Consider the following 26,815-nt stretch of genomic DNA (forward strand, 5'->3'; position numbering starts at 1 on the left):
TTTTACGTGATGAAGGGATATAACATTTTAATTGTTGAAGATGATTTGATGATTGGTGATTTATTGCAAAAAATTTTGCAGCGCGAAGGGTACAATGTATGTTGGAAGAAAGAAGGAAAAGATATTACTGAAATCATCCATGAGATAGATTTAGTTATAATGGATATTATGTTACCAGGTGAAGATGGTTATCAAATTACGAAGAAAATAAAAAATCTTGGATTAAATATCCCGGTTATCTTTTTATCTGCTCGAAGTGATATGGATAGCAAACTCCAAGGATTGACTATTGGGGAAGATTATATGATAAAACCTTTTGATCCTAGAGAGCTGTTACTAAGAATGCAGAAAATGTTAGAGAATCAATACGGTACGTTTACGCAAATCAAACATTTATATATTGATGCAGAACATAAAAAGGTTTTCAATACTAGCTTGCATAATGAAGTTGCTTTTACTACGATTGAGCGTAAAATATTCTTCTATTTATATGAAAATAGGGATAGAATTTTAACGAAAGAACATTTTTTTGACTATTTATGGCAACTAGAAGACAGAAATCCCAATATCGTGAATGTACATATTAAAAAAATTAGAACAAAGATTCATGATAAAACGGGTGAAATTATTCAAAATATATATGGAGAAGGGTATCGACTAAATACCTATATGAAGAAATGAAATTAAAGAAGAAATACCAATTATTATTATTTTCCGCTATTATTAGCGTACCATTGTTATTGCTATTGATTAGTGTCTCTATGTCAATAATTTATAATATTGCCTTTAAAGCGAAGAACAAGCACATTCCTTTTCATGAATCATTTGCATATCCTACAATGCTAGTTATCTTTTTTGTATCACTATTATTGTTAGCCTTTTTATTTTCGAAATCAATTAATTCACTATTAAATAAGGTAAATATACTAAATAAAACGATTCGACATTTAGCTAGCGATAAAAAGATCCCGAATACATTAGATGTTAAAAGGGATGATGAAGTAGGGGAATTAATTCGCTCAGTAAATTTATTAATTGAAAGAACTATATACCGAGAATTAGAACTTAAACAGCAAGAGGAAATGAAGAAGGAACTTTTAAATAAACTAAGACATGATATTAATACACCTTTAACAGCTATGAGATTACAACTATTTTATTTAGAAGACCAATATAATGCTCAAACACAAGTACTAGAATCGTTATATCAACAAATACAGTATATTGCTGAATTAACCAATGAATTTAAATTACAATCTACAGATGCATTAGAGAATTCTTATATTGTAAATGATGATGTGAATATACATAATGTATTAGAAACGATGGTTAAAAAATGGAGTTATCTGTATAGTATGCATGATATCGAATTAGTATATAATCCAATACGTAAAGATTTGATATGGACTAGTAACGATTTGTGGCTTCAAAGATTATTTGATAACATTTTTCAGAATACGTTACAACATTCAAAAGCTAAAAAACTTGTGATAACGATTGAAAATAGTGTTGTTTCTATTAGGGATAATGGAATTGGTTTTGATATGAATGGTCAAAGTACGGGACTTGGATTAAAAATAATTGAAGATATATCTAGATTGCTCAATATTAAATATACTTTACAGTCAAATAAAGATGGGACTATATATTGTTTTACCGCAATCGAAAATAATATATAAGGGATACTTATTATTATTTTGTAAAGGAATATGGTTTGAATATTTTGTAATTTAAATAGTTGAATTAAATCCATTTTGATCATTCTCTTTTCAAAATGGATTCTTTTTTAGTAGATTTAAGTTTAGGGTTTATCAAAAATAAACCTGTGTCAACTGACCCGCCACCTACTCGCTAATGCTCCTTGAGGTGGGGGCTTGTAACTACCCAGAAGTGCAGACGATTCTTACGGATCTCCTTCCTTCAATTGGTGTTTACATAAGGGCAGGTTGACAGCTACCCAACAAGGGAAGTCATGCTTCCTTTGTTACTTCAACGATGTACTCCATTCCTTTTCGTTGAAGATTCATCGCTCCGATGCGGTCGTCATTGGAGGTATATGCACATGTTTTGCAACAAAAAATATGCTTCTTTTTATTACGATTTGCTTTTTCTGCGTGTCCGCATTTTGGGCATATTTGAGAAGTATAGGCAGGATCTACCGCAATAACCTTTGATTGTTCCATTCGAGCTTTGTATTCCAGCATTTGACGTAATTGAAAGAATGCCCAAGAAACAGAAACATAACGGTCTTTGCATTTTACTCGTTCTGTTGCTACACGAATGCCCGTTAAATCTTCAATCACAAATAGCGTATCTGCTCCGTATTCAGAAACGAGTGCCTTACTGACACAATGATTTACATCGGTCATCCAACGGTTTTCTCTGTTTCCAATCTCTTTCAATCGTTTACGGGCAGATGGAGTTTGTTTACGCTGCAATTGTTTGCGGATTGCTTTGTATCTTGCTCGTTTATGTTTGATTATTTTCCCATTAAAGAAGGATGTATTCCCCTGAGAATCATAAGAAGTCGCAACAAAATTGATTCCAAAATCAATTCCTACTACTTGTTTGATATTATGGACGGACGCTTCTTGTATCTCCTTTGTCATAGGAATGTGCAAAAACCATTTCTTATGCTTGTACACTAACTTAGCTGTTCCAAAAGACCATGATCCATCGAAGTATTGTTCCATTCCTTTTGTTTCGAATGGAATTTTGACACGACCTTGCAATGTATTAACTGAAAATGTACCTACCGAAAGAGTGTAATCACGATTCCAAACAAGGTCATACTCCGGTTTTTTAAATTGTACCAAAGACCAATCATGTCCATTGCTTTTGTTCGTTTTATATCTTGCAATCACTGTCTTCATAACAGACTGTGCCATTTGCGAACGCAAGCCATAAGAAGAACGTAACACATGATATGTAGCTTTGTGTAAAGAAACCTGTACAAGGTTCTTGCTTTCAAATACAATGCGAGAAACAAAATTACATCCTTTCCGGTATGCAAAAATCGTTTCCTCCAACAGTTTTGCTTGTTCGATTGTAGGGTTCATTTTTAACTTAGCTGTAATGGTTATATTCATATTCGAATCACCTCCTTTACTAAAATAATTATATCTTTTATTTAGTAAAGAACATATACCAAATAAGGAAAGGAGGATGTGCAGGATGTTTTTTGCTACGCAAAAAACATCCTGCACATCCTCCCCGACTTACTCATTGGGCTACGCCCTACTCATTCCTTGAAGTTGGAGTATCCTGTACGAAAAATTTGATGAATGTATTGGTCAATGAAATAAAACGGTACGAATTTGTTTCAAAGCTACAGCAGTAATAAGAGCCAACTCCTAAGAGTCGGCCCCTCATTGTTTCTATTAGTTTAGTATTAATTTGCCTTCACAATAGCAGAGGAAACTTGATCATTCCATGTTCTTGCGCCATCTCCCATACTAACTGTTGTTAAATTAATATATTTCCCATTGTTTACAATAGCAAGCGCGCGTCCTTTTGCATTACTATGTTCATAAATTGTTGTATAGTCTCCAAATGGATGCGTAAGGATAGATGAAACCGCATCGTTATTTGAACCACCAAAGTTAGCTAAAATAACAGGGTTTCTACTCGAGTTCACAGTAAAACGCGCTCCCTTTAAATCTATGTCATAATAAAAAGTAGAATAAATCTGTGATGAAGATTGTAGAGATTTTGTAACATTTGGAGAAACTGGATGTGTCTTTAAGTATGTTTCAAATTCGGCTTTGTTATCAAATCCAATTGTTGTAGGATTTTCATTCAATTCACCCGGTGTTACAACTTTATATGGCTGTGAAGAAGAATCTGCATAAGCCGCCGTATTTGATACACCAAACAACATTGTGCCAGTTAATAAAGCAGTAGAAAGTACACCCATAACACGTTTCAAATTTATCACTCCTATAATAGAATACGTACAAGTTCATTGTACAATTATTTTCCTTTTATTGGTAAGTGGTTAATTTATTTCTCAACAAGGGATTTGATCGAGATATATGTAATTATATTAATATTCGGTTTATGGTCTATGTACAATGTAATGAAAGGATTTTTTAATTAAAATCACTCCCAAAATAAAGTGAAACTTCCATCAGTAGGGGTTTTCTTCATCCCCCACTGATGGTTAGTTGAACCAATCGGGCTTTTACGGGCAGTTATCCCCCATCCATCTTCTTCGATTCTCTCCCACTCTTGAGGTGGGGGTCTTACTGCCCGTTAATGCGGGATAAAAAGTCTCAAATGACTGTTTCTAATTTTATCTTTGCTAGAAATATGTTTTTGAAATATATGAGTTAGCTTAAAGATAACTAAGTTTGTGAAGGATCACATTTAAGAATGATCGTACGAAAGGATTGAACTTTATTCAACAGCTATATTTATATAGTTCAAAAAGTAATCTATCAATATAAGCTAAAAAACGACATAATCCCTCTTTCTTTTAGAGGAGAACGAGAGCATCTGGCCATGCATAGAAGCGGTCAGGGCCTTTTTTTCACATACAATGTTTAAAACAAAGAGAGCAAGTACGGGGGGATAGGTCCGGTTGTATTTTGCATAGCATCGATTTATATAGTGAAAAATTAAAATGTTATATAAGAATAAATGAGGATTAGTTTTAAAATTTCACATACCGTATTTTTATTAAAAAATAGGAAAATCAAAAAGTAATGTCGAATATATCATAAGTGGTAATAGATAGTAAAAAATATATATAACAATGAACGAATAGGAGAGGTACATATGGAACCAGTAGAAGCAGCTAAACAAATTCTTGCATCTCAATTTCCAAATTGTGACGCGGCTCTTTTAGGAGGAAGCATTGCAAGGGGAGAAGGAACGAAAACTTCTGATTTGGACATTATCATTTTTGATAGAACTCTTTCTTCAGCGTATCGTGAATCTTTTATAGCCTACGAATGGCCTGTTGAAGTATTTGTGCACAACTTTACGTCTTATAAAGACTTTTTTGCAAGTGATTGTAAACGTGGTCGTCCTTCTTTGCCGCAGCTCGTTGTAGAAGGAATTGTGCTAAAAGATATGAAAGGGATTATACCAGTTATAAAGAAAGAAGCGCAGCAACTATTAGAAAAAGGGCCTGAACCTTGGACAAAAGAAATGATACAACAGAAGCGGTATTTTATTACAGATGTGTTAGACGACTTTATTGGTGCAACAAAACGAGAAGATGAATTGTTTATCGCGAATCATCTTGCAGGTCTTGTTCATGAGTTCGTATTGCGAATAAATAATTGTTGGACTGGGCAATCAAAGTGGTTTATGAAGACACTGAGGAAATATGATGAACAGTTTGCTGCAGAGTTTGCAGCGGTGTTTGAACAATTTTATAAAACAGGAGCGAAAAAGCAAGTTATCGCGTTTGTTAATGGTATTTTAGGTATGTATGGAGGACGACTTTTTGAGGGATTTTGTATTGGAAAGGTTGAAAAGTGATGGGACTTAAAAATCTTTTGATAAAGGATGTACAACAACTCATTCCTTCTTCTGTAGAAATAGGTTTGTATTTGTATGACACTAAAACAAATGAAACTTTATGTATAAATGAAAATCAAAAGTTCCCTTTAGCGAGTTTGACAAAATGGATTGTAGGTAGTATTGCTTTTCAGAAAAGTGAGCATATAGCACCAATGACAATCAAAGAGGCTATTCGTAAACATTCGAGAGAAGCATATGATTGTATTTTAGAAAAAATTGATATAAGAGAGATGAATATTGAATTACAGCATATGAAACTCGATATACTCGTTAATAAGGATAATACGAATATAACTAAAAATTGTGGAACACCAGCTAGTGTATTTCAATTCATGAAATTCTTATATAAGCATGAAAAAGAGAATATGTTTATCTTCGAATCTTTAAAAGAACAAGAAGACCCAGATGGTTTCCAATTCTCAAATCAATATGAATGGTTACATATGACTGGTGGGCTTGAAACAGTTTGTAATGATGTTGGTTATTTATATTTAGAAGATCGAGTGTTATTTTGTATTGGATTTGTTCGAGCATACGATGAAAATACAGCGTGGTATCAACTAGAACAAGTACTGAAAAATATAGGAGAATTAATTGTACAAACATATAAAAATAAGGAATGATTACATGGTTAGTTTACCGAATATTCAATTAAGGGAATTGTCATTAGAGGATATAGAAGACCGTTATCAATGGTCATTAGATAAAGAAGTAACACGTCACCTAGTAGTTCCAGATCAATATCCGCCATTCACACGTGAAGACACAAGAAGATGGATTGAAATGTGCATCAATCGAACAAATGGTTATGAACAAAGAGCAATTTGTTCCAAAGAAGGTGTGCATATCGGCTGGATCGATTTGAAAAATTTCGATAGAACAAATAAAAATGCAGAGCTAGGAATTGCGATTGGAGATAAACGATATTGGGGAAAAGGTTACGGAATGGCCGCTTTATACGAAATGCTGCAAATTGGCTTTAAACAGTTCGGTTTAGAAAAAATTTGGCTGCGAGTAGATGCAGATAATACAAAAGCGATGAAAAGTTATGAAAGAGCTGGGTTTGTATGTGAAGGATTAATGAGAAAAGATCGACTAAGACACGGAGAATTTGTCGATCGTTATCGTTTTAGTATGTTAAAAGAAGAGTTAATGGAACTGTTGGCTATCATGAAGCAGTGACGAATCAACTTTTGTTAGTTGCACAAGGAGAAGGGTATGGGTGTGGAGAGAATAAAGAAAAGATTTATATTCAGGTGGGAGAGGCTGCTTTTGGAAAAATGCTGAAAATCACGGAATAAGTACAAGTGCGGGTCTAATGGCAATTGTAATAGAAGGAGAAGAGATGTTGGTGAATATGCCTATACTACAAAAGTAGTAAATTCCTTATCCCTCTTTCAGTGGATTCCTTTACGAAGTATCTTTTATACACTAGTAATAAAAGTATAAACATTGTGAGGGATGCTAGATGATTACACATTTTGCAGATATAGAATTACAAACATTATCTATTGAAGGCGCAAAGCAAGTATATGCTGATATACTGCAATTTCCTATTGCAAAGCAAACAGAAACGTTTATTCAGTTTCAAGTTACTCCTTTTACAACCATTAGTTTCAAAGAAATATTAGAACCAATTGTGCCAACTCATTTTGCTTTTCAAGTGCCGTACTCTCTGTTTGATGAAATTGCATTGTGGCTCACACAATCGGGTGTACAAATTTTAAAGGATAAACAAGGTGAAAAAGTTACTTATCATTCTTCAATCAGTAAAGCCGTATATTTCAAAGATAGTGATGGAAATATTCTCGAGATTATTTCACATGAATATGTAAAAGAAGAGGTTTTACAAAGGAAGGGTCCTTTACAAGTTATGTATGTAAGAGAAGTTGGATTTCCAGTTCCGTCTGTTCCTATGTTTCGAGAATGGTTGAAAAATACATTGCAAATGAAGACAATGCATGACCAAGATATATTCAATTTTGTAATTGGAGGAACTGCACATGCAGTTGTTGTGAAAGAAGGAAGGCCATGGATTCCAATTGATATGAGAGCATTAATGCCGAAAATGAGCATTACTTTTGGAACTCCGGATATAGAATTTATCCAAAACGTAAATAAAAAAGAAGACACATTACAATTTATACAACATTCTTATTCTATTACGCTGAAACATACATCAGAGTTTTTACACGCTATTCCGAAACAACTGCATTTACCTTTATCTTTGTAAATAAATATGAAGTTATTATGGGGAAATATGGGCTATAGTTGTAAACTTATAGTGTAAATATATATCTATTTTAATTTTTCGACATCTTTGTCTAGCTCTGCCTCCTAAGCCCTCATGTCTAAGAACCTTCCACACGAGAAGGTAAAAAACACCTTCTGTGTGAAAGAACCTTAGCCAACGGGCCTAAACAGTCGGCTCCGCTTTTCTTTATAAGTCGCTGTTATGCAGAATACAGCATGACCTACGCTCGCTTTCTCCTTTTGTTTGAAACCTTGCATGTGGCAGCAAAAGGACCTGACCGCTTCTATGCTTTTTAGATGCTCTCGACCATCTAAAAAGCAAGAGGGTTTTTATGTCAACTTTTTAATGTGGATTTATATAGATTCTTTAAAAAATGGGGGATACATAGATGGTTCAAATATTAGTAATGGGTGGTACACAGTTTGTTAGTGAAGCATTAGCAAAGTTTTTAATTTCTAAAGGATATGAGGTAGATATTTTCACTAGAGGAACACGAGAAATTACTTATGAAGGAGTACGTACACATCTTATTGGAGATCGTAATGTTTCATTAGATATACAGAAGAATATTTCAGATAAACAGTACGACTTTATTTTTGATATTACGGCTTATCATAAGAATCATGTAAAAACATTGCTTGATTATATAGATACAAGTAAATTAAAGCGATATGTATTATGTAGTTCAGGAGCAGTGTATGCTCCTTCTAATCAAACTTTATTTGAAAATTTTGAGCGAACAGAAAATTATAATTGGGGACAATATGGACTCGATAAAAAAGAAGCGGAAGATTATTTATTTTCCTTACATAAACAAGAAGGATTTCCAATTACGATTTTTAGACCTTCGTATATTTATGGTGAAGGCAATAATTTGTATAGAGAAGCGTACATATTCGATCGCTTGACAAAAACCCTTACTATTCCTATTCCCAAAAATGTGGGTCCAGTGCAATTTGTACATATTGATGATGTAGTTCAAGTGATGGAAAGTGTAATAGGTTCAGAGCAATCTAATGGACAAGCTTATAATTTGTCGTATCCAGAAGATATTACATGGAAGACACTCGTCGATACAGCAAGTCATATAGTAGGAATAGATGCACATACTGTGGAAATAGATGAAACAGCATTAGACCCTGCCATTTCAACACGAAATTATTTTCCGTTCCGTAATGTTACTTACACGATGAATATAGAAAAATTAAATGCATATCATTTATATGTGCCACAAGTAAATTTGCACACTGGTCTACAGAAGGCATATCATTTTTATCAAACTGAAAATATTCAGTTAAGTGATGCTAATATGAATAAAGTTGATGAGGTACTTCGTATTTTTTCATTTCAGAGGTAAAAATTTAAAATAATATTGTTATGTAAACTAAATGTTTGTTCATAATATAAAGGAAAAGATCTAATTTTGTAGAACCTGTCTAAAGGCAGATTTTTATTTTATATGTAAGAAAGGATGTAGCCGGATGATTAGAATGTTAGCTGAAGTAGATGCAGAAAATTATTGGAATTTACGCTTAGAAGCATTGCAAAAAAATCCAGAAGCATATGTTACTACATATGAGGAAGCAATCAAAAAAGAAGAGCCGATTCAAGAAGTAATAAAAAATTTACAAGGGGAACATAGCTATACATTTGGTGCTTTTGATGAGAATAATAAGTTAGTAGGAATTGTAACATTATTAACAGAATCAAGAGCAGTACTGCGTCATAAAGGGCACATTGTTGGGATGTATGTAAGTGCTCAAAGTAGAGGAAGAGGGTATGCACGTAATCTAATACATGAAGTCGTCAAAAAAGCAAAGAAGTTAAGTATAGAGCAAATTGGCTTATCAGTTGTTTCGGATAATATGGCAGCAAAAAAATTATATCATTCAATTGGATTTGAATCGTATGGTGTAGAAAAAAGGGCATTGAAAATGGATGAAGTCTATCGAGATGAAGAATATATGGTTTTATTTTTATAAGAAATTTAATGTCACTGGGAATTATACATGAAAGCGATTATATTTCCCACTAAAAATAGGAGAGGTTTAACAATTTGTTGAATAATTAAATTCGTTAATACAAAGGAAAATATAGTGTTTCAAGTACTCTTATCCAAATTCATGTCAGAAAGCAACATTCCAATCCTAATAATTGTGTTATCCAAGTTGGAGCCCTGCCGATTTTCATCCGTCGAATAAATCAAGTAGTTCACTTTGAAGTGAACTGTTCAAAAACGTTATTTTTTCTAATCTAGCTTGTTTAGAAAGAATAACGTGGGGGTATTAAAATACCTTAAGTTGATGGGCATGGGGTACCCGCCAGCATTTTGGAAAAAACCCACGCTAAGAGAGTACAAAGGTAAAATCTAATTGATGAAAAAGACGACTACGCACAAGTAGCCGCCTTTCGCACACCTAAGTCATTGTTGAAGGAAGCACTTGACCTTCTGGGTACAGAGTAGCGGTTAATGTACGACTTCTTATATCGGTAACAGTTCCCGTTGGTACAGCTAGCGCTATCCTTATCTCATAGGTATGAGTTCCTGATGGTGGTACATCAACCCACGTAATGTTAGGAGTTATTTCTATACTACGGTGTGCAATGTCAGATTGTGACGTAAAAGCTATGTAAGTTCCGTCACGATATAAAAGGTAAGACAGTAAAAATTCAAAATTAGTAGGATTAGGACCAGGTGAACCCAAGTAAACAGTTGCCATTGATTCTAGTTTTACAATTTGGCGAGATGTAGGAAAAGGCGGGAGAGTAAGAATGGCTACATTGGCTGGTGGTATAGGAATCCTTGTTAGGCTTTCTACAAAAGCAAATTGCATAATAGTACATACACCCCCTAATATTAAGCAATCAATATATCTTATTAGTGATTTTAATAAGATAGACCTTTCATCAATCTTTACTAACGGATAGCAAATGTTAAATAAACTAAATACATTAACTTCTGATAATGTTATGTTAACTATTGATGTATGGGGTATACAAAAAGAAACTTCATGTCCTCCTTTAACAGTCATATCGCGCACTTAAGTTTGAATATTTAGAAAGTAATGCATTTGAACCTTTTCTTCTTTCCAAGGTTCAAATGCATAAAAAGGCTATCAATAATAGACAAGCGTAGATTCATTTGCCAACACCTATCAATATATTGTTAATGTAACCACATTTAATGTTCAGAGCGATTTGCTTTGTCACAAGCCCCTTTACCCCAATTTTACGATTCGATTTCGTTGAGCATTGCGCAAGGAGGCGCTGGCGGTACTGCAGGTACTTTTAGTGAGTGACTATAGTGGCGGTGGTAGGGCGAAACAGAATTCACTACAATTAGTTGTAGTGGTGGACATTGAATTTATCTCGATGAAAGTGAGGTATCATATATTGTGAAATTTGAGGATAATACAGATCCAAACTCAATTTTGTCCGATGCTTTAAAAAATCTCGAAAACGCTGAAGCAATCAATCAGGCTGCAGATAACGTGCAACAAGTTCTGGGGACTGAACCGGGATCTACAGGAGGTCCAGTTACCGTTAATGATCTTCTTGCAGTTGATGAATTAGCAGATGAGACTGTACAACATGCGATTGCTGATGAGCTTGCCCCCCCTTGTGGATGCGTTTTGTCGATCTATTTAGCTTCAAGTGCATCATCACTTCTAAGTGGTAATTTCATCGGACTAGGTACTGATGGAGGTAATTTATTCCAAAATAGTGTAGTAATAGCACAGACAGCAACCATTACGGGTCTCGTTTTAAGTGTCCGCGATGAAACTATGGCTAATAGGTTCCCGGTAGCAGGTACAATATTTATAAGTAGAGATTGTACGAATACTCCTGTGAATACAAGTATTACTGCAACGGTAACAGCAGGAAATTGTTACGCATTCGCACCTGCTAATTTAGTTGTCAATCAATATGATTTATTATCTGTTCAAGTTGTTACTAGTGACGACGGTGCCCTAACGGATGGAGCGGCAGCCACTATCCTGTATACTATCCCTTAACTCAATCTATAAATCAAAGAGGCTGACTCAAAAGTTCGTTGAATGACGAATCTTTTGAGTCAAGTTTTTATTTTATGAAATTCGACAAAAAACGAAAGTAACATAAATGATGTTGTGTTGTATTGAAATACTCTTAGCGTTATTAACATTACTCATTTCCTTCCCATAAGCCCAACCAATTTTCCCCTTTTTTAATCCAAAAAAAGCTGTTTGCTTTTTAAAACACATTTTCTCTGCATTATTAAAAAGTAAAATTAGTGAGGCATCAGTGATTCCAAGCTCTTCAATCGTTTATTTTCAACGAATTCGTATTTTAGATGCAACGATTTTCCAGGTGCCAAAACATTTAGCTAATGTGTACCCTAGGTTAGGTGGTTGTGCCCAAACAGCGGGTATAAAAATTCAACTAGAATATGATTTACATAGTGGCCAGTTTTTAATTGAACGAATCATCTGGAAAAACATTAGATATTCCAGCAGGAACATACACAATTGGTGACCTAGAAATTCCAAGTAATATTAATATCCGTGCTGATTCGAACGTTTTTTTCGTTTTAAAGACAAATAGCACAACGTTTTATATAACAAAAGAGAAGCAATCGTTTCTCTTTTTTATTTTGAAATAGGAGGTAAACAATTGGATCGTATCGATGTATTAACAAAATAATTTATTGCAACATTCGGAGGCTTTTGCGGTTACTTTTTAGGAGGTTGGGACGTGTCACTGGAAATTTTAGTTACAATGGCAGCAATTGATTATGTAACAGGGATGATAGCTGCAGGGTATAACGGTGAATTAAAAAGCAAAATCGGGTTTCGAGGCATTGCCAAAAAGGTAGTGCTTTTTTATTGGTTTCATGCGCTGCACAAATAGATCTAGCAATTGGGAGTAACAGTGCTATTCGTGAAGCAACAATCTTCTTTTTTATGGGGAATGAGCTTTTATCATTTTTAGAAAAATTAAAAAAAGTTTTAGAATATAGAAAAAAGTATTAGGCTGTTAAAAAATAGTTGAAGACTGAAAAGGTGTTTTCTGTACATGAAAAAACTTTTCGTTAACATAAAACAAAGCATCGCAAAACCTTTAAAAGTCCCTTCAAAGTACTGAAGGGACTTTCCATTCACATAATTAGTGTTATCAGAAGTGTTTTTTATAAATAATTAGAGGAGAGGATTATTGAATTGATTATATGCATTCTTACTAATATTATAGGTGTTCCATAGATTAAAATAAAAAGGGCTCTTTCATCTGAAAATCAACTTGTGCATATAGACAAGTGCTCATTGATTCAAATTTTTGTTGAGTAAGATATAAAGCACAATAAACAATAAAAGTATTTACTCATGATGTTCTTTTAAAACAACGATCAAGATTTATGAATGTGCAAATAACAAAAATAGGAGATCTATGAACAGAATAAAATGATTCGACGATTTCCTAGAAAGGATGAATATCTTGTCTTTTCCAAATATCCCCAATATTATTCCCGCCATTTCTATTTCTACTGCACAGACGATTCCATTGCTTTTAAGCTCCATTGCCCTAGAAGAATTAGCTTTGGCTCACATTATCAATGCAGAGGCAGAAAAGCTTCAATTTGTTTTAGGAACATTACCGCCGGGAAGAACTACACTTTCTCCTTCCGTAGTTACGATATCTAATCTTCTTACTGTCAACTCAAGTGTACAAAGAACCCTTCGCGATGTCATCAAAAAGGAAATGCTGTTGGAATTCAAGTTTGAAAATGTTCTGGCTCTATTAGCAACTATTACTCCCCCTCCTTCACCCACAGTAACTATTACCTTAGAGGCTGATCCAACTACGATATGTGCTTCTTCTATAGCGGGGCCAGTGCCTAATACCTCGACCCTTACTGGTCAAGTGTTGGTGAATGGAAGTCCCGCTCCAGCAGGTACACCAGTCAATTTTACAGTAGATAATCCTGCTCTTGCTACTATATCCCCTAATCCTGCTTTTACAGATGCATCGGGTAACTATACCGCTACTTTTACAGCCATTGACGGACCTGGAACTGTAAGTGTTACCGCTACATTTCCTACTGTGGGAGTAGGTACACCACCCCCACCACCTTTTAGTGTTAGTATTGATATTGATATTGTTGACTGCCCGTAACTATTATTTTATTTACTGCTGAATATGTAGTGAATGATTCCATAAAAGAATCGAATACTACTAGATGAGTATTGATTGATGATAGAAACAAAAAAATGAGCTAATATTAGCTCATTTTTTATACATACATGTGAGGTTTACATAACATGTCATTATACGCAGTAAACACAGAGACTAATTCTATATTCAACAAGGATTAGACCTTTTTCTCTTTTAAAAACTTTATGCAAGAATATATACATTCTTATTTTTATTACGCTTGTTTTCCCAGAATTGTTCTTATTTACCGTATGAAAATCCCATATCTTCTATTTAGTCTAATACTTTATTTTAATGGAACAACCAGTTACAAAATGAAGCCGGCTCCGGTATGGAGCTGGCTTATCATTTACATATTTTACTTTTTTTCTTCTTTGTAGTTCAACGCAATCTGGTGAATTAATATTATTGTCAGCACCATTTCCATCAGCCTTGTTGTCATAGGGATGATTTTACATAGTTTTGCGGTGGTTATGGAGAAAAAAGAGGAGAAAATAACAGCATGAGAAGATGATCTTTTAAGGTCGTCTTTTTCCAGTTTTTTAAGGGGAAATTCTGTATAGTGAAGGATAATCCCTTTTTTTGATTAAAAATTAAGAAAAATATGATAATATATAAATGGCATATTAAAGAAATTTTAGTAGAGAAATAGGGGATTTATTATGAATATGAACGATTTAATTGCCAAAACAAAAATACCAAATACAATTCGTACAATTGTAAGCGATTTACGAAAATTAGGTGTTACAGAAGGAATGGACGTTATTGTACACTCGTCTCTTAGTTCGATTGGTTGGGTAAGTGGAGACGCTTTGGCTGTAGTAGAAGCTTTAATGGAAGTAGTTACAGAAGAAGGAACAATTATTATGCCGACTCAAACGAGTGATCTATCTGATCCGAAAAATTGGCAAATGCCACCTGTTCCAGAAAGTTGGTGGGAAATTATTCGTGATAATGTACCACCGTTTCATCCAGAAACAACACCAACGCGAAGTATGGGGAAAGTAGTGGAGTGTTTTCGGACATATCCGAATACAAAAAGAAGTAACCATCCTTTACATAGCTTTGCGGCGTGGGGAAAACACGCAAAGCAAATTATTGATGGACACATCCTTTCTCCTAGTTTTGGAGAACAGTCACCTTTGGGAAAAATGTATGATTTAGATGGATATATATTATTAATCGGAGTAGATCATGATTCGAATACATCACTTCATTTATCTGAAGTTCGTTCGCAATATCGAAAAAAAGTTCAAGTGGGAGCACCAATTATCGAAAATGGAGTTCGCAAATGGAAAGAGTATGAGGAGTTTGACTATGATTCTGATGATTTTGAGCTTTTAGGGAAGGCATTTGATGAAACTGGATTGGTTATAGTAGGGAAAATAGGGAACGCATCATGTAAATTTATGAAACAACGAGAAGCCGTTGATTTTGGAACAGAATGGTTTTTAACTCAAAAACAAACGAAGCAAATATGTAATTAAAGGATGGGGAACATGAAAGGGAAAAAGGTACTCATAACAAGTGGCGGCTGTTTAGAAAAATGGGATGAAGTACGCGGGCATACGAATTTATCGACAGGAAGAATGGGAAAGCTTCTTGCAGAAGAAGCGTTGAAGATCGGGGCTTCTGTTATATATTTACATGGTTACTTTGCAGAAAAACCTGAAGTGGCTCATAATCTTTCCTCTCATTCTTTTGAAGGAATTATCGATTTACAAGATAAAATGAAACAAATTATTACAAGTGAAAAAGTAGATATTGTCATTATGGCGGCTGCTGGCTCGGATTGGATTGTTGATAAAATTGTCGATCAAGAAGGAAATATAATAGATAAATCAGGAAAGTTATCAAGCGATATGCCGCCAGTTATGCATTTTAAGAAAGCTCCAAAAGTACTAGCACAAATTAAGCAATGGGATCCGGGTGTTGTGTTAGTCGGATTTAAGTTAGAGAGCGGTATAAGTCAACAAGAATTGATAATGAGAGCACAAATCCGTATGGAAGGTGCACAAGCAGATTTCATAGTTGCAAATACTTCTCATGCACTCTATACCTCTGAAACGAATCACTACATTATTTCTAAAGATAGTGAAGTTCAAGTATGTACCGATAAGGCAAATACAGCAAAAAGTCTTATTAGAAAACTTGCGATGATTCATTCTGAAGAAGAACAAGTTGTTTTTCATTAATAATGAGAGTGAAAAAAGAATACATATTATAGGGTGAGAAGATGGAAGATCTATTGAAGAAAGCAATTCAATTACGTAATGAGAAAAAACTTCCTCAATCAAGAGAGATATTGTTAGATTTAACAAACTTTACACAAAATCCAGAAATCTTTTATCAATGTGCATGGACACATGATGCTATGGGAATGGAAACAGAAGCCGTTCCATTCTATGAGAGAGCTATTGAACTAGGATTAGAAGGGGACAGTTTACGAGGTGCTTATATCGGTTTAGGCAGTACATATCGGTGTATTGGAGAATACGATAAAGCTATTGCTACATTAGAAGCGGGAATAAACTGTTATCCAGATGATGACGTCATGAAAGTGTTTTTATCAATAGCAAAGTACAATGTACAATCTTATGAAGATGCGATGAAACTGCTGCTGGATGTGGCAATAAAGACGGAAGGTATAAAACAATTTGAAAAAGCAATTACATTTTATAAAGAGCATTTAAATGAAATTTTTAAATAAAAGGGAATGATTACATGAATCATGTTATATCGAAGAAACGATGGATAATCTGGTTTGCTATTACGAGTTTGATTATCCTTTCGAATATTCTTGTTTATGCACTACCAATCATGTCGCCTTTACCAAGCAGAGTAGCACTTGGTTCTCTATTTGATTTTATACTCACGATTCCAATCGTCACTTACATACTTATTATAAGAAAGCGGTATTCATTAAAATACGTCTTTCCTGTTATACTTGCAGGCTATGTTGTTGCAAGGTTTATTATTCCAAATCCGTATTTTGAATCTTTTTCGTTTATCACATATATAGTAGTAGCTGGGGAAATTGTATTTCTTTGCTTAGAGCTTTATCTTTTTTACAAAATAGCAAGAAAACTACCTGCGATTATTCGCTCTTATAAGAAATATAGGCTCGCATATTCATCTTTTTCACATGCGAGCGAAAAGGCAGTGTACGATTCCGTTTCCGAAAATGTTGTTGCGAATGTATTGTTATCAGAGTGTAAGTTGTTATACTACGCGTTATTCTCTTGGCGTAAAAAAGTACATGCAGGTTCAGATATGTTTACGTATCACAAAAAAACAGGTTCCATTGCATTTTATATTATGCTCATACATGCAACTTTAATTGAATCAATCGGTTTTCATTATTTTCTTCATCAATGGAATCCGATTGTAGCATGGGTTCTGCTCATCTTAAATATTTACGCTACACTCTTTTTCTTAGCAGAAATACAAGCAATTCGTTTATGTCCATATGTTGTAACTGATAAAGAACTTATTTTACAAGTTGGTTTGACGAAACAGCTTATCGTACCATTTTATAATATTGAAAGCATACATCATTATAAAGGATTATTACCTTCTAAAATGGAACAAAAACAAATTTTTGATGCAGCAGTAAACGAGTTTATAAAAGAACCTGCGAAACTTGAAATCGTATTGACAGAGCCGATGAAAGCAACTATGCTTTATGGGTTTCAAAAAATAGTCACAAAAGTTCATATCAATGTGGATGATGAGAGAGCGTTTTATGATGCCATTATGAAGAAAGTTCAAGAGAGAAGCAGTCATGAGTGATAAAAAAGGATCATATTTCTCAACACAATAAAATAACCGGCAAGTATAAAGCTTGCCGGTTTTCATCGTCAAGAAATAGAAATTATGATAAAATGAAAGAGTAACTCATGGTCAGAGTGGTTGTTCTATTATCACTTCTCTAAGTGTTGGGAGGTGATAATTTGAGTGAACTTACGTTGCTTTTGCAAGGCGGTCTTTTTCTCGTTGCATTGCTAACGTTCGTCGTGTTATTAATCGACAAGCTCAAAAAATAACAACCCACTCTACGCCAATAGAAGGTGGGTTGTTTAATTCATGAGAAACAAATAGGATAATGAATAATCCACTCTGCTGAGTTATATGGGACTAGTGTGTTGCCGCACACTAGTCTTTTTTTACTTATATGCTAATCACTTATTTATGTGATTGTATTGTTCTTTTCATTGTTATTATAGCACAATCCTGTTTATGTAAAAAAGGAGAGCGTACGTTCTTCTTTTTGAAAGCAGATCTTAAGATTGAATTCCGTTTGCTGGCTTGAATAATCCATTCATATATTCTTTTAAGCTTTTTTTATAAAATACTTGGTTGATTGCATCATTTACACCAACAATTGGTGACGGAAGATTGTAACTTTTTTTAGATAGATGAACAACGACATCAAACACATCAAAGAGACGAATAAAGCAAAATAATCCGTCTTTTCCGCTTAATAAGATGAAATAATGGTTTTCACAATCGGTATTTAATGTATTCCATAATGAGCTTTTGCTTAAATCTCGTACAATATTTCTATCTTTTAATTCAATGAAATCTATGTTAGATAAGATGTTAGAAATAACAACTGCATCGGGATCATGAAAATAACCGTCTATTGTATGTACAGCAAATAAATAAGCCATTTTCAATAAGCTCATCTTATATTTGCGGTTATCAAGGAGTAATTCACGTTGAATAGAACCAGCAACTTTTGTTACTCGTTCTTCTTTCCATATTTCATTATGAAGTGATATATCGTGTCTTTTGCATAGTTTCATAATGAGAGAATTTGAGAATTGGAACTCATCACTATCCGTTTCTTTATTTGTATATTCTTCTTCATCATATATATCTAGAAGAAGAGGAGAGTCGATTTGATGTTTAAGCTGCTCTATTTTATACTGTATTAACTTATGGCTAATTAATAGACGATCTACACTTGCTATTACGTTTTCATAGCATGTTTCACACACTGTGTTGATATGGTAATATCCACATAACACTTCTGGAATTACATATTGTTCTATACATGGTTTATCATCTCTACATATATTGCATATTGACATAGTCATCACCTTTTAGTTGCAAATTTTTATCTTATTATTTGCGGGCAATAAAATCCCATTTCACGACTTTGAGAAATACAAAGGAGATAAGCAGGGGATAACTGCCCGTAAAAGTCCGATTGGTTAATAATCAGCAGGGAATGAAAACTCCACTGCCAAAAGTTTTACTATATATGTCTTTATTGTAGTGTATTTATTTATGTTTTGGAATAAAGAACGAGGAAATAACATATAAATTTTTACTTCAATTTGTTACAATTATAAAAGAAATTTAAAAGGAGGCACTTTTTTTGAAATCAAAAGTTCATTTTTGGACATTAGAAGTATTGATGGTTGTAGCGATTATTTTTATCTGTACAAAAATTTCGTTTTTATTTCAACCAATCGGTATTTTTATATCCACTTTATTTTTCCCTATTTTAATTGCAGCATTTTTGTATTTTATGTTTAATCCCGTGCTGCTTTTTTTAGAGAACAAAAAAGTACCGCGTAATTTATCCATTTTGTTACTGTATGTATTTATTATTACATTAATAGCTGTTGCGGTCGGCGTTGTAGTTCCAACTGTATCTCATCAGCTGATGGATTTAGTAACGAACATGCCAACGTATATTAAAGTGGGGAGAGAATACATAACAGATTTATCGAATCATAGGCTATTTCAATGGCTTACAACACAGGATTATGTTTCGTTAGAGACATTAGAAAAGAATGCTCTTACGTATTTGAAAGAAATACCAAATACACTTACAGCGAGTGCAACTGCATTATTTGGAATTATTACAAACGTTGCATTAGTTGTTTTCACAGTTCCATTTATTTTGTTTTATATGTTTAAAGATGGTCATAAATTCCCTGGAGCAGCAGTTCGTTTTTTACCAGAATCGTACCGTGAAGAAGGACTTCGTGTTTTTAAAGAAACGAATGAAACCTTGGCGGCGTACATTCAAGGACAAGCACTTGTTTGTTTATTTGTCGGAGCTTTCACGTTTGTTGGTTATTTAATCATTGGATTGCCTTATGCTTTTATTTTAGGGATTGTGGCAGCATTTACGAATATAATTCCAAATTTAGGTCCGTTTATTGGAGCGGCACCAGCGGTTATTGTTGGGCTATTTGTATCGCCGGTGCAGGCGGTATGGGTTATTGTTGTGGTAACGATTGTTCAGCAATTTGAGAGTAATATTTTATCACCACGAATTATGAGTGAAAAACTAAATATTCATCCTTTAACAATTATCATCTTAATTCTTGGTGTCGGAAATTTTGCTGGAATTATTGGAATGATTTTAGCGGTACCAACTTATGCCGTAATGAAGACAATTATTTCAAACATAGTAAGGCTTTTTAAATTGAAAAGAAATAAGAAATAGAAAGAAGACCAGTTCAGATTGTAACTGGTCTTTTTTCGTTCTAAGTATAAATATAATACGAATAATTAAAATATACGTATGGGTTATTTGATTTTCATCCGTTACCTATACTTAAAAATTTGTATTGAAAATTATTAAGTATAGCAGTATTCTATACATATTCAAACATTTGAAGATGTATAGAATACTGCTAAAGTCTTTAAAAGTAAAAGTAAGTTATGGAGGCGTTTGAATGGGAAACGAAATGCAACAGTTTAAGGCTGACTTTTTTAAAGCCTTATCACATCCTTTACGGATACGAATTCTTGAATTGTTGTCAGAGGGTGAAAAAAGTGTAAATGAACTTCAAAGTATTCTTAATAAGGAAGGTTCGGCAGTTTCGCAACAACTAAGTGTACTACGTGCAAAAAATATTGTTGTTGGTACCAAGGACGGGAAACGAGTTTTGTATTCTCTTCGAGATCCTATGATTATGAATTTACTGGAAGTTGCACGATCGATCTTTAATAACCATTTAATTGATACGATTTCAATGTTGGAAGAACTAGATGAAGAAGATGATAAAACTATAGTTAAGGAGGAAGTTGAGTATCGAAGTTAAGAAAGAAGTTATTATTCAACATGGCGTTGAAATATTTCACTCTGTAGGAGCTCATCATGTTTGTGATATTTGTATCAAGAGTGGAAATTCTTGTTGTTTTTCATGCCAGCATCTGCAAGATGAAGTTGGGTGTCAAAAGAGAAATACGGCTTGTACAGCTTGGTTATGTGGGATTCAAAGCTTTTTATTTGATCAAATAGGATTATTGAATGAATGGAATCGTTTTTGGAGTGAAATTCCAGGTCAAATGTTTCGTAGAGATAGTACGCCAGATAAGGTATGGATTAAATCATTTATAGATACAGAGAAATTAGATAGCAGAGAGGGAGAACTTCTAGCAGAAAGGCTGAAAACCTATGTACAAGAGGGTGGAGATATAGGTGAATTAGAATGTCATTTGAGCAAAACGTATAGTAAATATTAAGCTAATGATTTCCCTGTATAAGAGCATGAAAAATGTATTTACAATTTGAATTTATTAAAAATGGAAAAGAAGGGTTTATAATGAAAGGGTTATTTACAGGAAGATTTGAAGGATACTCGTTGGGGCACTTTCAAAAGGATCTTCTTTCAGGAACGATTGTCGGAGTTGTTGCGATTCCACTTGCTATGTCTTTTGCTATAGCTTCTGGAGTTAAACCAGAGTATGGGATTTATACCACATGTATTGCAGGAATTCTTACCGCGCTATTTGGTGGTTCAAGATATCAAATAGGAGGGCCGACAGGTGCTTTTGTTCCGATTCTTTTAAGTATTGTAATTACCTATGGGTATGAAAATTTATTACTGGCAGGTTTATTAGCCGGAATTCTTTTATGTTTAATGGGAATTTTTAAATTGGGATCTTTAATTAAGTTTATCCCCCGTCCTGTAACAGTTGGTTTTACATCAGGTATTGCTGTTACTATTTTTACGGGACAAATTGCTAGCTTTTTAGGTTTAACAGGTATAAAAAAGCATGAGGCATTTATAGCAAATCTGAACGAAATCTTTATTCATATTAATACCATCAATTTTTATAGTATTATAACAGCTTTCATTTGCCTTATTGTTATACTCGTAACACCAAAAATCTTTCCAAAAGTGCCTGGTTCATTAGTAGCTATTGTAATTTCAACTTTAATTGCAACGGTATTTTTCTCAGGCCATGTACCGACTATCGGTACAGCATATGGTACGATACCTAATACACTTCCGCAGTTTCATGTACCAGAAATTACGTTCGATCGCATCAAACAGCTGATGGGTCCGGCATTTGTAATTGCGATGCTAGGTGGTATTGAATCTCTTTTATCCGCTGTAGTGGCAGATGGTATGACAAATAGTAAGCACAACAGCAACAAAGAACTTATTGGTCAAGGAATTGCTAATATTGTGACACCATTATTTGGAGGTATTCCAGCAACTGGAGCAATTGCTCGAACAGCAACTAATATTAAGAACGGAGCTACTTCACCGATATCAGGTGTTATTCATGGAATCTTTGTTTTATTAATACTTATATTATGCGCTCCGTATGCTTCGCATATTCCACTTGCTAGTATGGCTCCCATTTTAATGGTGGTAGCTTGGAACATGAGTGAACAAAAACATTTTGCCCACATTCTTAAAATGAAGAGTGGAGATTCGCTTGTATTACTTGTAACATTTTTGTTTACTGTATTTACGAGTTTAACAACAGCTGTAGAAATCGGCCTTATTTTAGCTATTATTTTATTTACAAAACGTATGAGCAACATGCTCGTCATATCTAAAGTGCTTCCAGATCATACAAGAAAGAATGAAAAATTATTACCACATGTGGTGAATAAAACTCATGATTGTCCGCAAATTAGTATTTATACAATAGAAGGACCTTTATTCTTTGGTGCTGCTCAAACATTTGAACAAAACATTTTAGCAACTATTCATTATAAACCTAAAGTTTTAATTTTAAGAATGGGAAAAGTTCCTTTTATTGATACTACAGGAGAGTCCTATTTTAGAAGTATTGTTCATTCTTTTAAACAACAAGGTGGTATACTTCTAGTCTCAGGAATTCAATCTGAACTCGAAACAACTTTAGTTAGAAATGGGCTGTATGTTGAAATTGGGGAACAGAATTTCTTTGAACATACAGGGGATGCAATTACCTATGCTTTAGAACATTTGGATACAAAAAAATGTATAGACTGTAAACACTTTGCATTTCGCGAATGCACTCAACTTTCTCATCAATCTCAGAAGGTGAATACAGTAAAGGGTAAAGTAAATGCATTAGATTTTTAAAAAAGTAATAAATAAAAATTGAGAACAAGGTTGCATATATTTTTATATAACAACCTTGTTTTTGTTTGCATGTCAAATTTTATCCGGGAAAAGCCCGATTTGTGAGAGTTTTCCATCAGCGGGGAATGAAGTGCCTTCACTGATTTTATACTATCTTTTTAGCATCTTTATAATATATAAATCCATTTTCATTTTTCGACATCTTTGTCTAGCTCTGCCTCCTAGGCCCTCATGTCTAAGAACCTTAGTAAACGGGCCTAAACAGTCGGCTCCGCTTTTCTTTATAAGTCGCTGCTATACAGAATACAACATGACCACTACTTGCTTTCTCCTTTTGTTTTAAACCTTGCATGTGGCAAAAAAAGGCCCTGACCGCTTCTATACATGGCCAGATGCTCTCGCCCGTCTAAAAAGAAAGAGGGTTTTTTAATTTGTATTTATATAGTTTTGTTATGCGGAGTCTACCTCTACAATCCAAATCATAATTTTACGCTTTGATAAACTCATTCTAAACATCTCCTTTCATCGCTATTTGGTGTTCATAATTATAGATGGTTATAAAACGATATTTGACGATCTTTTACTTTGTCCATGATTTGTTGAACACGTTGTTCATGTTCAAGTTCTTCTTTGGATAGACGAGCTTTTTGAATCGTAATCGTTAAAAAGAATACATGAAATGTCATATATTTTTAACTCCTCTCAAATGTATAAAATTGTAAGAATGTAAAAATCGCACAAAAAAGCCACAGGAAGACAGAGTGCTCCTGCGGCAAGGCATGAAAAAGCTACAGGACGGCATTCGACCTCCTGTGGCAGAATAATTAAAATCATAGTAAATGCGATTTTTAATTCTCCATATGGGTGGTCGAACATTTATTTAATTGTGAAACAGGTGCTGCATATACAGTTACTTTCATCATATCATTCGACCTCCTTTGGAAATTTTTTCTTACGTAAGTAAGTATATACAATTGGGTAATATTTGTAAACCCCGAAATTTAAAAATAGGATAAATTTTTTGAATTTTAATGAAAATACACAGTTTTTAAGAGAGATTTCATAATGAATGGCGAATTATTTGTATGGAGAGGGATAAAAGGGAAGTTATCAAAATTTCATCGAGGTTAGAATAGAGTGTTTAAGAGGCTTGATGTTTCTATGGAAAAGGAGAAACATTGAGCTTTCTCTTTTTTATAGATTTTGTAACTAAAATTAGGGGTGGGAAAATATGTATAATGAGAATAAACTTGTAGAAGGAGGGGTGGGAATGAAGGACTGGAAAGATGATATTTTTAGAATACTTGGAGTATGGTCTTTACTTGGTGCTTATATCGTTTTAACAATGTCGATGCGTTATTCATGGTTAACGTTGTATCAAAGTTTAACGGTATTAGGAGTACCCATCATTGCAATCGTATGGTATTTTGCGATAAGAAATGTACTGTTTGCAAATGTGTTGTTTATAAGAGGGATGCGTGTAACCATATATCTCGCTTATGCGTGGTCATGTTGGATGCTTCGAAATATTTACGGTATTGAAACTGAGAAAATTTGGCTTTCTATTAGTTGGCTACTTCCAGTATTATATCTTTATTTTACTAACAAAAAACCAGAGTGGTATGTACTTGGCGGCGGAGTATTGCTTTTCTTTTTATCAAATATAGATGAAACGATGTGGTTTGTTGTTTCGCACAAATGGCAATCTATTATTATAACGATTGCCTCAGTTATTTGGTACCGCCTGGAACGAAAAATGCCGGGTCGCTATTTATTTTATACAGCTAGCCTATTAGGATTATGGATGGCATATCTTGCATGTTTATATGAGGGAGGAGAGCCTGGCTACTGGGTAAAAGTCGTGTGTGCAATCTTCATGACAGTCACATACATGATCATATTCAAAAAAATAAAAGAAGGACATTTATATAAAATAACAACTGGTGCAATCTTAACGTCTTGGTCATTGTATGCATTGATAGACATAACGAATCTCTTTGTAAATTTAACTATGAATATCTCTTATATATTGATGGGACTTGTCGGTTTGTTTGTTGTTATTTCGCAGGTATTTTTCACTTGGCAAGAAAAAAAGAAACAAACGAACACAAACCCTCGGCAAATAGGAGAATATGTGCTATATGTTTTAGTAAGTTCAATAGGAAGTGTTCTTTTCCTTGCGAGTCTTTACTTCATTTTATGGGAAACAGTAAGAGAAAGCAGCATAATGATGATTGTAGGCGCCACGCTAAGTGTGCTTGGGATTTGGGGATATAAAAAAATAACGGCAAAATTTTTGCGAATTTTTTTATTTGTTTTTGCTATCACAGCAGGAATTACAACGCTTGTAACAAGTCACCATTACATATGGGGAGTGTTGTATGGTATTTGCGTATTTGGGTATTGGTTATTTGCAAAATATAAGGCAGAACAATATGGTTTATGGTGGTTATTAGAAGGAGTCATCATAAGTGAATGTATGAGAAATGTGGAATATATAGCGGGTATGGGGTATCTCGTACTCATCCATATTGGCTTTCTCATTTTTGCGATTGTACGGAAAAATAAATTTTTATTACGAAATAGTGTTGGATTTGGAATGATATATGCATTTTTCTATTTGTTAGGAAAATACGAAGGTGCAGATCCTTGGTTTATTGTAAGTGCACATGGCGGATATATATTATTTCTTGTACTAGGCATGTTATATGTAAGGGATACTGTAATAAAGCGAATTGGTATCGTTATCTATTTGTTTACGAATCTTATTATGTATGAGACAAATTACATTGGAAATTATGGATTAAGCTGGATGCTGTTTCTGGTAGGTGTTGTATTGTTACAAACAAAAAAGCAGCAAAAACAAGAGGGCGTTATAAAATATAACAGAACATACAAGAAAATACACGTATGGTTAGTAAGTATACTTTCTGCTTTTATTTTACTAGGTACTGTTACACAACAAGAATGGAACTATTATAATAGCAATATTGTATTACTAGAATTGGAAAATCCAGTGAAAGAATTAGAAGATATGAAAAAAGTCTGGTTTTCTCTCAAAATAGAAGCGGAAGCAAACGAAATGATGTTGAATCGTGAAACAAAAAAAGAAACAAAAACACCTGTGTTTATAAAATTGAAGAAAGAACAAGGAAAGAATTATCACATAGATCAAATAAAGCTCGGTGACTACCCGGAAGAAAAAGGAATCTGGATAAAAGGATATATAAATTATGGATATGTTACGATTGGAAGTACACGTGAAGTTCCTGTTGCCCTTGTGAAAGGGGAAAGGATGTATGCAAAAGTCCAAATTGCGAAGAATGGAAATAGTAGAGTGATCGAAATTCAATGAAGTGAAAGGATAAGAAGTAATTGAATACGCCAAATAAAAAATCGATTCCTTATTAAGGAATCGATTTTTTTATTTAATATGTAAAAAGTCTGGAATTTTAATGAACACCCTCATACAGAGTGGAATTGTTTGATAACGGTATCTATT

26 protein-coding genes and 2 pseudogenes are annotated in these 26,815 nt (G+C 33.9%); 23 read left to right on the forward strand and 5 right to left on the reverse strand.

From position 1 onward, the window contains the following. Nucleotides 1-9: 9 nt before the first annotated feature. Nucleotides 10-681, forward strand: coding sequence for a two-component system response regulator YbdJ (locus BM350_RS12210; RefSeq protein WP_090914907.1), 672 nt, complete (start codon nucleotides 10-12; stop codon nucleotides 679-681). After that, nucleotides 678-1,679, forward strand: coding sequence for a sensor histidine kinase (locus BM350_RS12215; protein ID WP_090914905.1), 1,002 nt, complete (start codon nucleotides 678-680; stop codon nucleotides 1,677-1,679). The genes BM350_RS12210 and BM350_RS12215 overlap by 4 nt, the downstream gene beginning before the upstream one ends. A gap of 291 nt (nucleotides 1,680-1,970) precedes the next feature. Here BM350_RS12215 and BM350_RS12220 read toward each other — a convergent pair whose 3' ends face one another. Together BM350_RS12220 and BM350_RS12225 are read right to left on the reverse strand one after the other, a co-directional pair. Beyond that, complete coding sequence (locus BM350_RS12220; protein WP_090914903.1) at nucleotides 1,971-3,089, reverse strand: RNA-guided endonuclease InsQ/TnpB family protein; 1,119 nt, start codon at nucleotides 3,087-3,089, stop codon at nucleotides 1,971-1,973. 302 nt (nucleotides 3,090-3,391) lie between these two features. Beyond that, nucleotides 3,392-3,928 carry a hypothetical protein gene (locus tag BM350_RS12225; RefSeq protein ID WP_090914901.1) on the reverse strand — a complete coding sequence of 179 codons (537 nt, stop codon included), beginning with the start codon at nucleotides 3,926-3,928 and terminating at the stop codon, nucleotides 3,392-3,394. An 851-nt stretch (nucleotides 3,929-4,779) separates the two neighbouring features. Here BM350_RS12225 and BM350_RS12235 point away from each other — a divergent pair. The 6 genes from BM350_RS12235 (at nucleotide 4,780) to BM350_RS12265 (ending at nucleotide 9,768) form a co-directional block, all read left to right on the forward strand. Next, nucleotides 4,780-5,490, forward strand: coding sequence for a nucleotidyltransferase domain-containing protein (locus tag BM350_RS12235; RefSeq protein WP_090914900.1), 711 nt, complete (start codon nucleotides 4,780-4,782; stop codon nucleotides 5,488-5,490). Further along, the gene (locus tag BM350_RS12240) at nucleotides 5,490-6,155 is read left to right on the forward strand and encodes a serine hydrolase (RefSeq protein ID WP_090914898.1); all 666 of its coding nucleotides are present in this window, start codon (nucleotides 5,490-5,492) and stop codon (nucleotides 6,153-6,155) included. The genes BM350_RS12235 and BM350_RS12240 overlap by 1 nt, the downstream gene beginning before the upstream one ends. A gap of 4 nt (nucleotides 6,156-6,159) precedes the next feature. Then, nucleotides 6,160-6,714: a GNAT family N-acetyltransferase gene (locus BM350_RS12245; RefSeq protein ID WP_090915028.1), complete on the forward strand. Its 555-nt coding sequence runs from the start codon at nucleotides 6,160-6,162 to the stop codon at nucleotides 6,712-6,714. Between the two features lie 286 nt (nucleotides 6,715-7,000). Continuing rightward, nucleotides 7,001-7,765: a VOC family protein gene (locus tag BM350_RS12255; protein ID WP_090914895.1), complete on the forward strand. Its 765-nt coding sequence runs from the start codon at nucleotides 7,001-7,003 to the stop codon at nucleotides 7,763-7,765. Nucleotides 7,766-8,174: 409 nt separating this feature from the next. Next, nucleotides 8,175-9,143 (forward strand): NAD-dependent epimerase/dehydratase family protein, encoded by a 969-nt coding sequence (locus BM350_RS12260; protein WP_090914894.1) that lies wholly within the window; start codon nucleotides 8,175-8,177, stop codon nucleotides 9,141-9,143. Nucleotides 9,144-9,267: 124 nt separating this feature from the next. Beyond that, complete coding sequence (locus tag BM350_RS12265; protein ID WP_090914892.1) at nucleotides 9,268-9,768, forward strand: GNAT family N-acetyltransferase; 501 nt, start codon at nucleotides 9,268-9,270, stop codon at nucleotides 9,766-9,768. Nucleotides 9,769-10,203: 435 nt separating this feature from the next. Here BM350_RS12265 and BM350_RS26930 read toward each other — a convergent pair whose 3' ends face one another. Continuing rightward, a complete protein-coding gene (locus BM350_RS26930; RefSeq protein ID WP_170857696.1) occupies nucleotides 10,204-10,818 on the reverse strand; it encodes a hypothetical protein in 615 nt (204 codons plus the stop codon). A 459-nt stretch (nucleotides 10,819-11,277) separates the two neighbouring features. Here BM350_RS26930 and BM350_RS12275 point away from each other — a divergent pair, with 459 nt between their 5' ends. From BM350_RS12275 to BM350_RS27515, 10 genes and pseudogenes are all read left to right on the forward strand, one after another. Further along, complete coding sequence (locus tag BM350_RS12275) at nucleotides 11,278-11,802, forward strand: hypothetical protein (protein ID WP_139207638.1); 525 nt, start codon at nucleotides 11,278-11,280, stop codon at nucleotides 11,800-11,802. A 190-nt stretch (nucleotides 11,803-11,992) separates the two neighbouring features. Continuing rightward, a pseudogene (locus BM350_RS12280) lies at nucleotides 11,993-12,241 on the forward strand (IS4 family transposase); the annotation flags it as partial. 1 nt (nucleotide 12,242) lies between these two features. Then, nucleotides 12,243-12,428 (forward strand): hypothetical protein, encoded by a 186-nt coding sequence (locus BM350_RS26225; protein WP_139207637.1) that lies wholly within the window; start codon nucleotides 12,243-12,245, stop codon nucleotides 12,426-12,428. A gap of 44 nt (nucleotides 12,429-12,472) precedes the next feature. Further along, nucleotides 12,473-12,798, forward strand: a pseudogene (locus BM350_RS12285) (phage holin family protein). Between the two features lie 460 nt (nucleotides 12,799-13,258). Beyond that, the gene (locus tag BM350_RS28015; protein WP_348272200.1) at nucleotides 13,259-13,936 is read left to right on the forward strand and encodes an alpha-helical endospore appendage domain-containing protein; all 678 of its coding nucleotides are present in this window, start codon (nucleotides 13,259-13,261) and stop codon (nucleotides 13,934-13,936) included. 701 nt (nucleotides 13,937-14,637) lie between these two features. Continuing rightward, the gene (locus tag BM350_RS12295) at nucleotides 14,638-15,462 is read left to right on the forward strand and encodes an AAC(3) family N-acetyltransferase (protein ID WP_090914886.1); all 825 of its coding nucleotides are present in this window, start codon (nucleotides 14,638-14,640) and stop codon (nucleotides 15,460-15,462) included. Between the two features lie 3 nt (nucleotides 15,463-15,465). Next, a complete protein-coding gene (locus BM350_RS12300; RefSeq protein WP_170857697.1) occupies nucleotides 15,466-16,170 on the forward strand; it encodes a phosphopantothenoylcysteine decarboxylase domain-containing protein in 705 nt (234 codons plus the stop codon). Between the two features lie 41 nt (nucleotides 16,171-16,211). Then, nucleotides 16,212-16,685 carry a tetratricopeptide repeat protein gene (locus BM350_RS12305; RefSeq protein WP_090914883.1) on the forward strand — a complete coding sequence of 158 codons (474 nt, stop codon included), beginning with the start codon at nucleotides 16,212-16,214 and terminating at the stop codon, nucleotides 16,683-16,685. A 14-nt stretch (nucleotides 16,686-16,699) separates the two neighbouring features. Then, nucleotides 16,700-17,767, forward strand: coding sequence for a hypothetical protein (locus tag BM350_RS12310; protein ID WP_090914881.1), 1,068 nt, complete (start codon nucleotides 16,700-16,702; stop codon nucleotides 17,765-17,767). Between the two features lie 161 nt (nucleotides 17,768-17,928). Next, nucleotides 17,929-18,021, forward strand: a complete 93-nt coding sequence (locus BM350_RS27515; RefSeq protein ID WP_090914879.1) for a putative holin-like toxin — start codon at nucleotides 17,929-17,931, stop codon at nucleotides 18,019-18,021. 237 nt (nucleotides 18,022-18,258) lie between these two features. Here the strand turns inward: BM350_RS27515 and BM350_RS12320 are convergent, their stop codons facing one another. Further along, complete coding sequence (locus tag BM350_RS12320; RefSeq protein ID WP_090914877.1) at nucleotides 18,259-19,071, reverse strand: hypothetical protein; 813 nt, start codon at nucleotides 19,069-19,071, stop codon at nucleotides 18,259-18,261. 290 nt (nucleotides 19,072-19,361) lie between these two features. On the opposite strand from BM350_RS12320, the gene BM350_RS12325 reads away from it, so the two are divergent. From BM350_RS12325 to sulP, 4 genes are all read left to right on the forward strand, one after another. Beyond that, nucleotides 19,362-20,444, forward strand: a complete 1,083-nt coding sequence (locus BM350_RS12325) for an AI-2E family transporter (protein ID WP_090914875.1) — start codon at nucleotides 19,362-19,364, stop codon at nucleotides 20,442-20,444. Nucleotides 20,445-20,676: 232 nt separating this feature from the next. Next, nucleotides 20,677-21,045, forward strand: a complete 369-nt coding sequence (locus tag BM350_RS12330) for an ArsR/SmtB family transcription factor (RefSeq protein ID WP_090914874.1) — start codon at nucleotides 20,677-20,679, stop codon at nucleotides 21,043-21,045. Continuing rightward, nucleotides 21,029-21,469, forward strand: a complete 441-nt coding sequence (locus tag BM350_RS12335; protein ID WP_090914872.1) for a DNA mismatch repair protein — start codon at nucleotides 21,029-21,031, stop codon at nucleotides 21,467-21,469. Before BM350_RS12330 ends, BM350_RS12335 begins: the two co-directional genes overlap by 17 nt. 80 nt (nucleotides 21,470-21,549) lie before the next feature. Beyond that, nucleotides 21,550-23,313 carry a SulP family inorganic anion transporter gene (gene sulP, locus BM350_RS12340; RefSeq protein WP_090915026.1) on the forward strand — a complete coding sequence of 588 codons (1,764 nt, stop codon included), beginning with the start codon at nucleotides 21,550-21,552 and terminating at the stop codon, nucleotides 23,311-23,313. Nucleotides 23,314-23,858: 545 nt separating this feature from the next. On the opposite strand, the gene BM350_RS12345 is transcribed toward sulP, so the two are convergent. After that, nucleotides 23,859-23,999: a YrzI family small protein gene (locus BM350_RS12345; protein WP_090914870.1), complete on the reverse strand. Its 141-nt coding sequence runs from the start codon at nucleotides 23,997-23,999 to the stop codon at nucleotides 23,859-23,861. A gap of 584 nt (nucleotides 24,000-24,583) precedes the next feature. Between BM350_RS12345 and BM350_RS12350 the strand changes: the two genes are divergently transcribed. Then, nucleotides 24,584-26,668 (forward strand): hypothetical protein, encoded by a 2,085-nt coding sequence (locus tag BM350_RS12350; protein WP_139207636.1) that lies wholly within the window; start codon nucleotides 24,584-24,586, stop codon nucleotides 26,666-26,668. The last annotated feature ends 147 nt before the right edge of the window (nucleotides 26,669-26,815 follow it).

Source organism: Bacillus sp. 103mf (assembly GCF_900116295.1).
Lineage (GTDB): Bacteria > Bacillota > Bacilli > Bacillales > Bacillaceae_G > Bacillus_A > Bacillus_A bruguierae.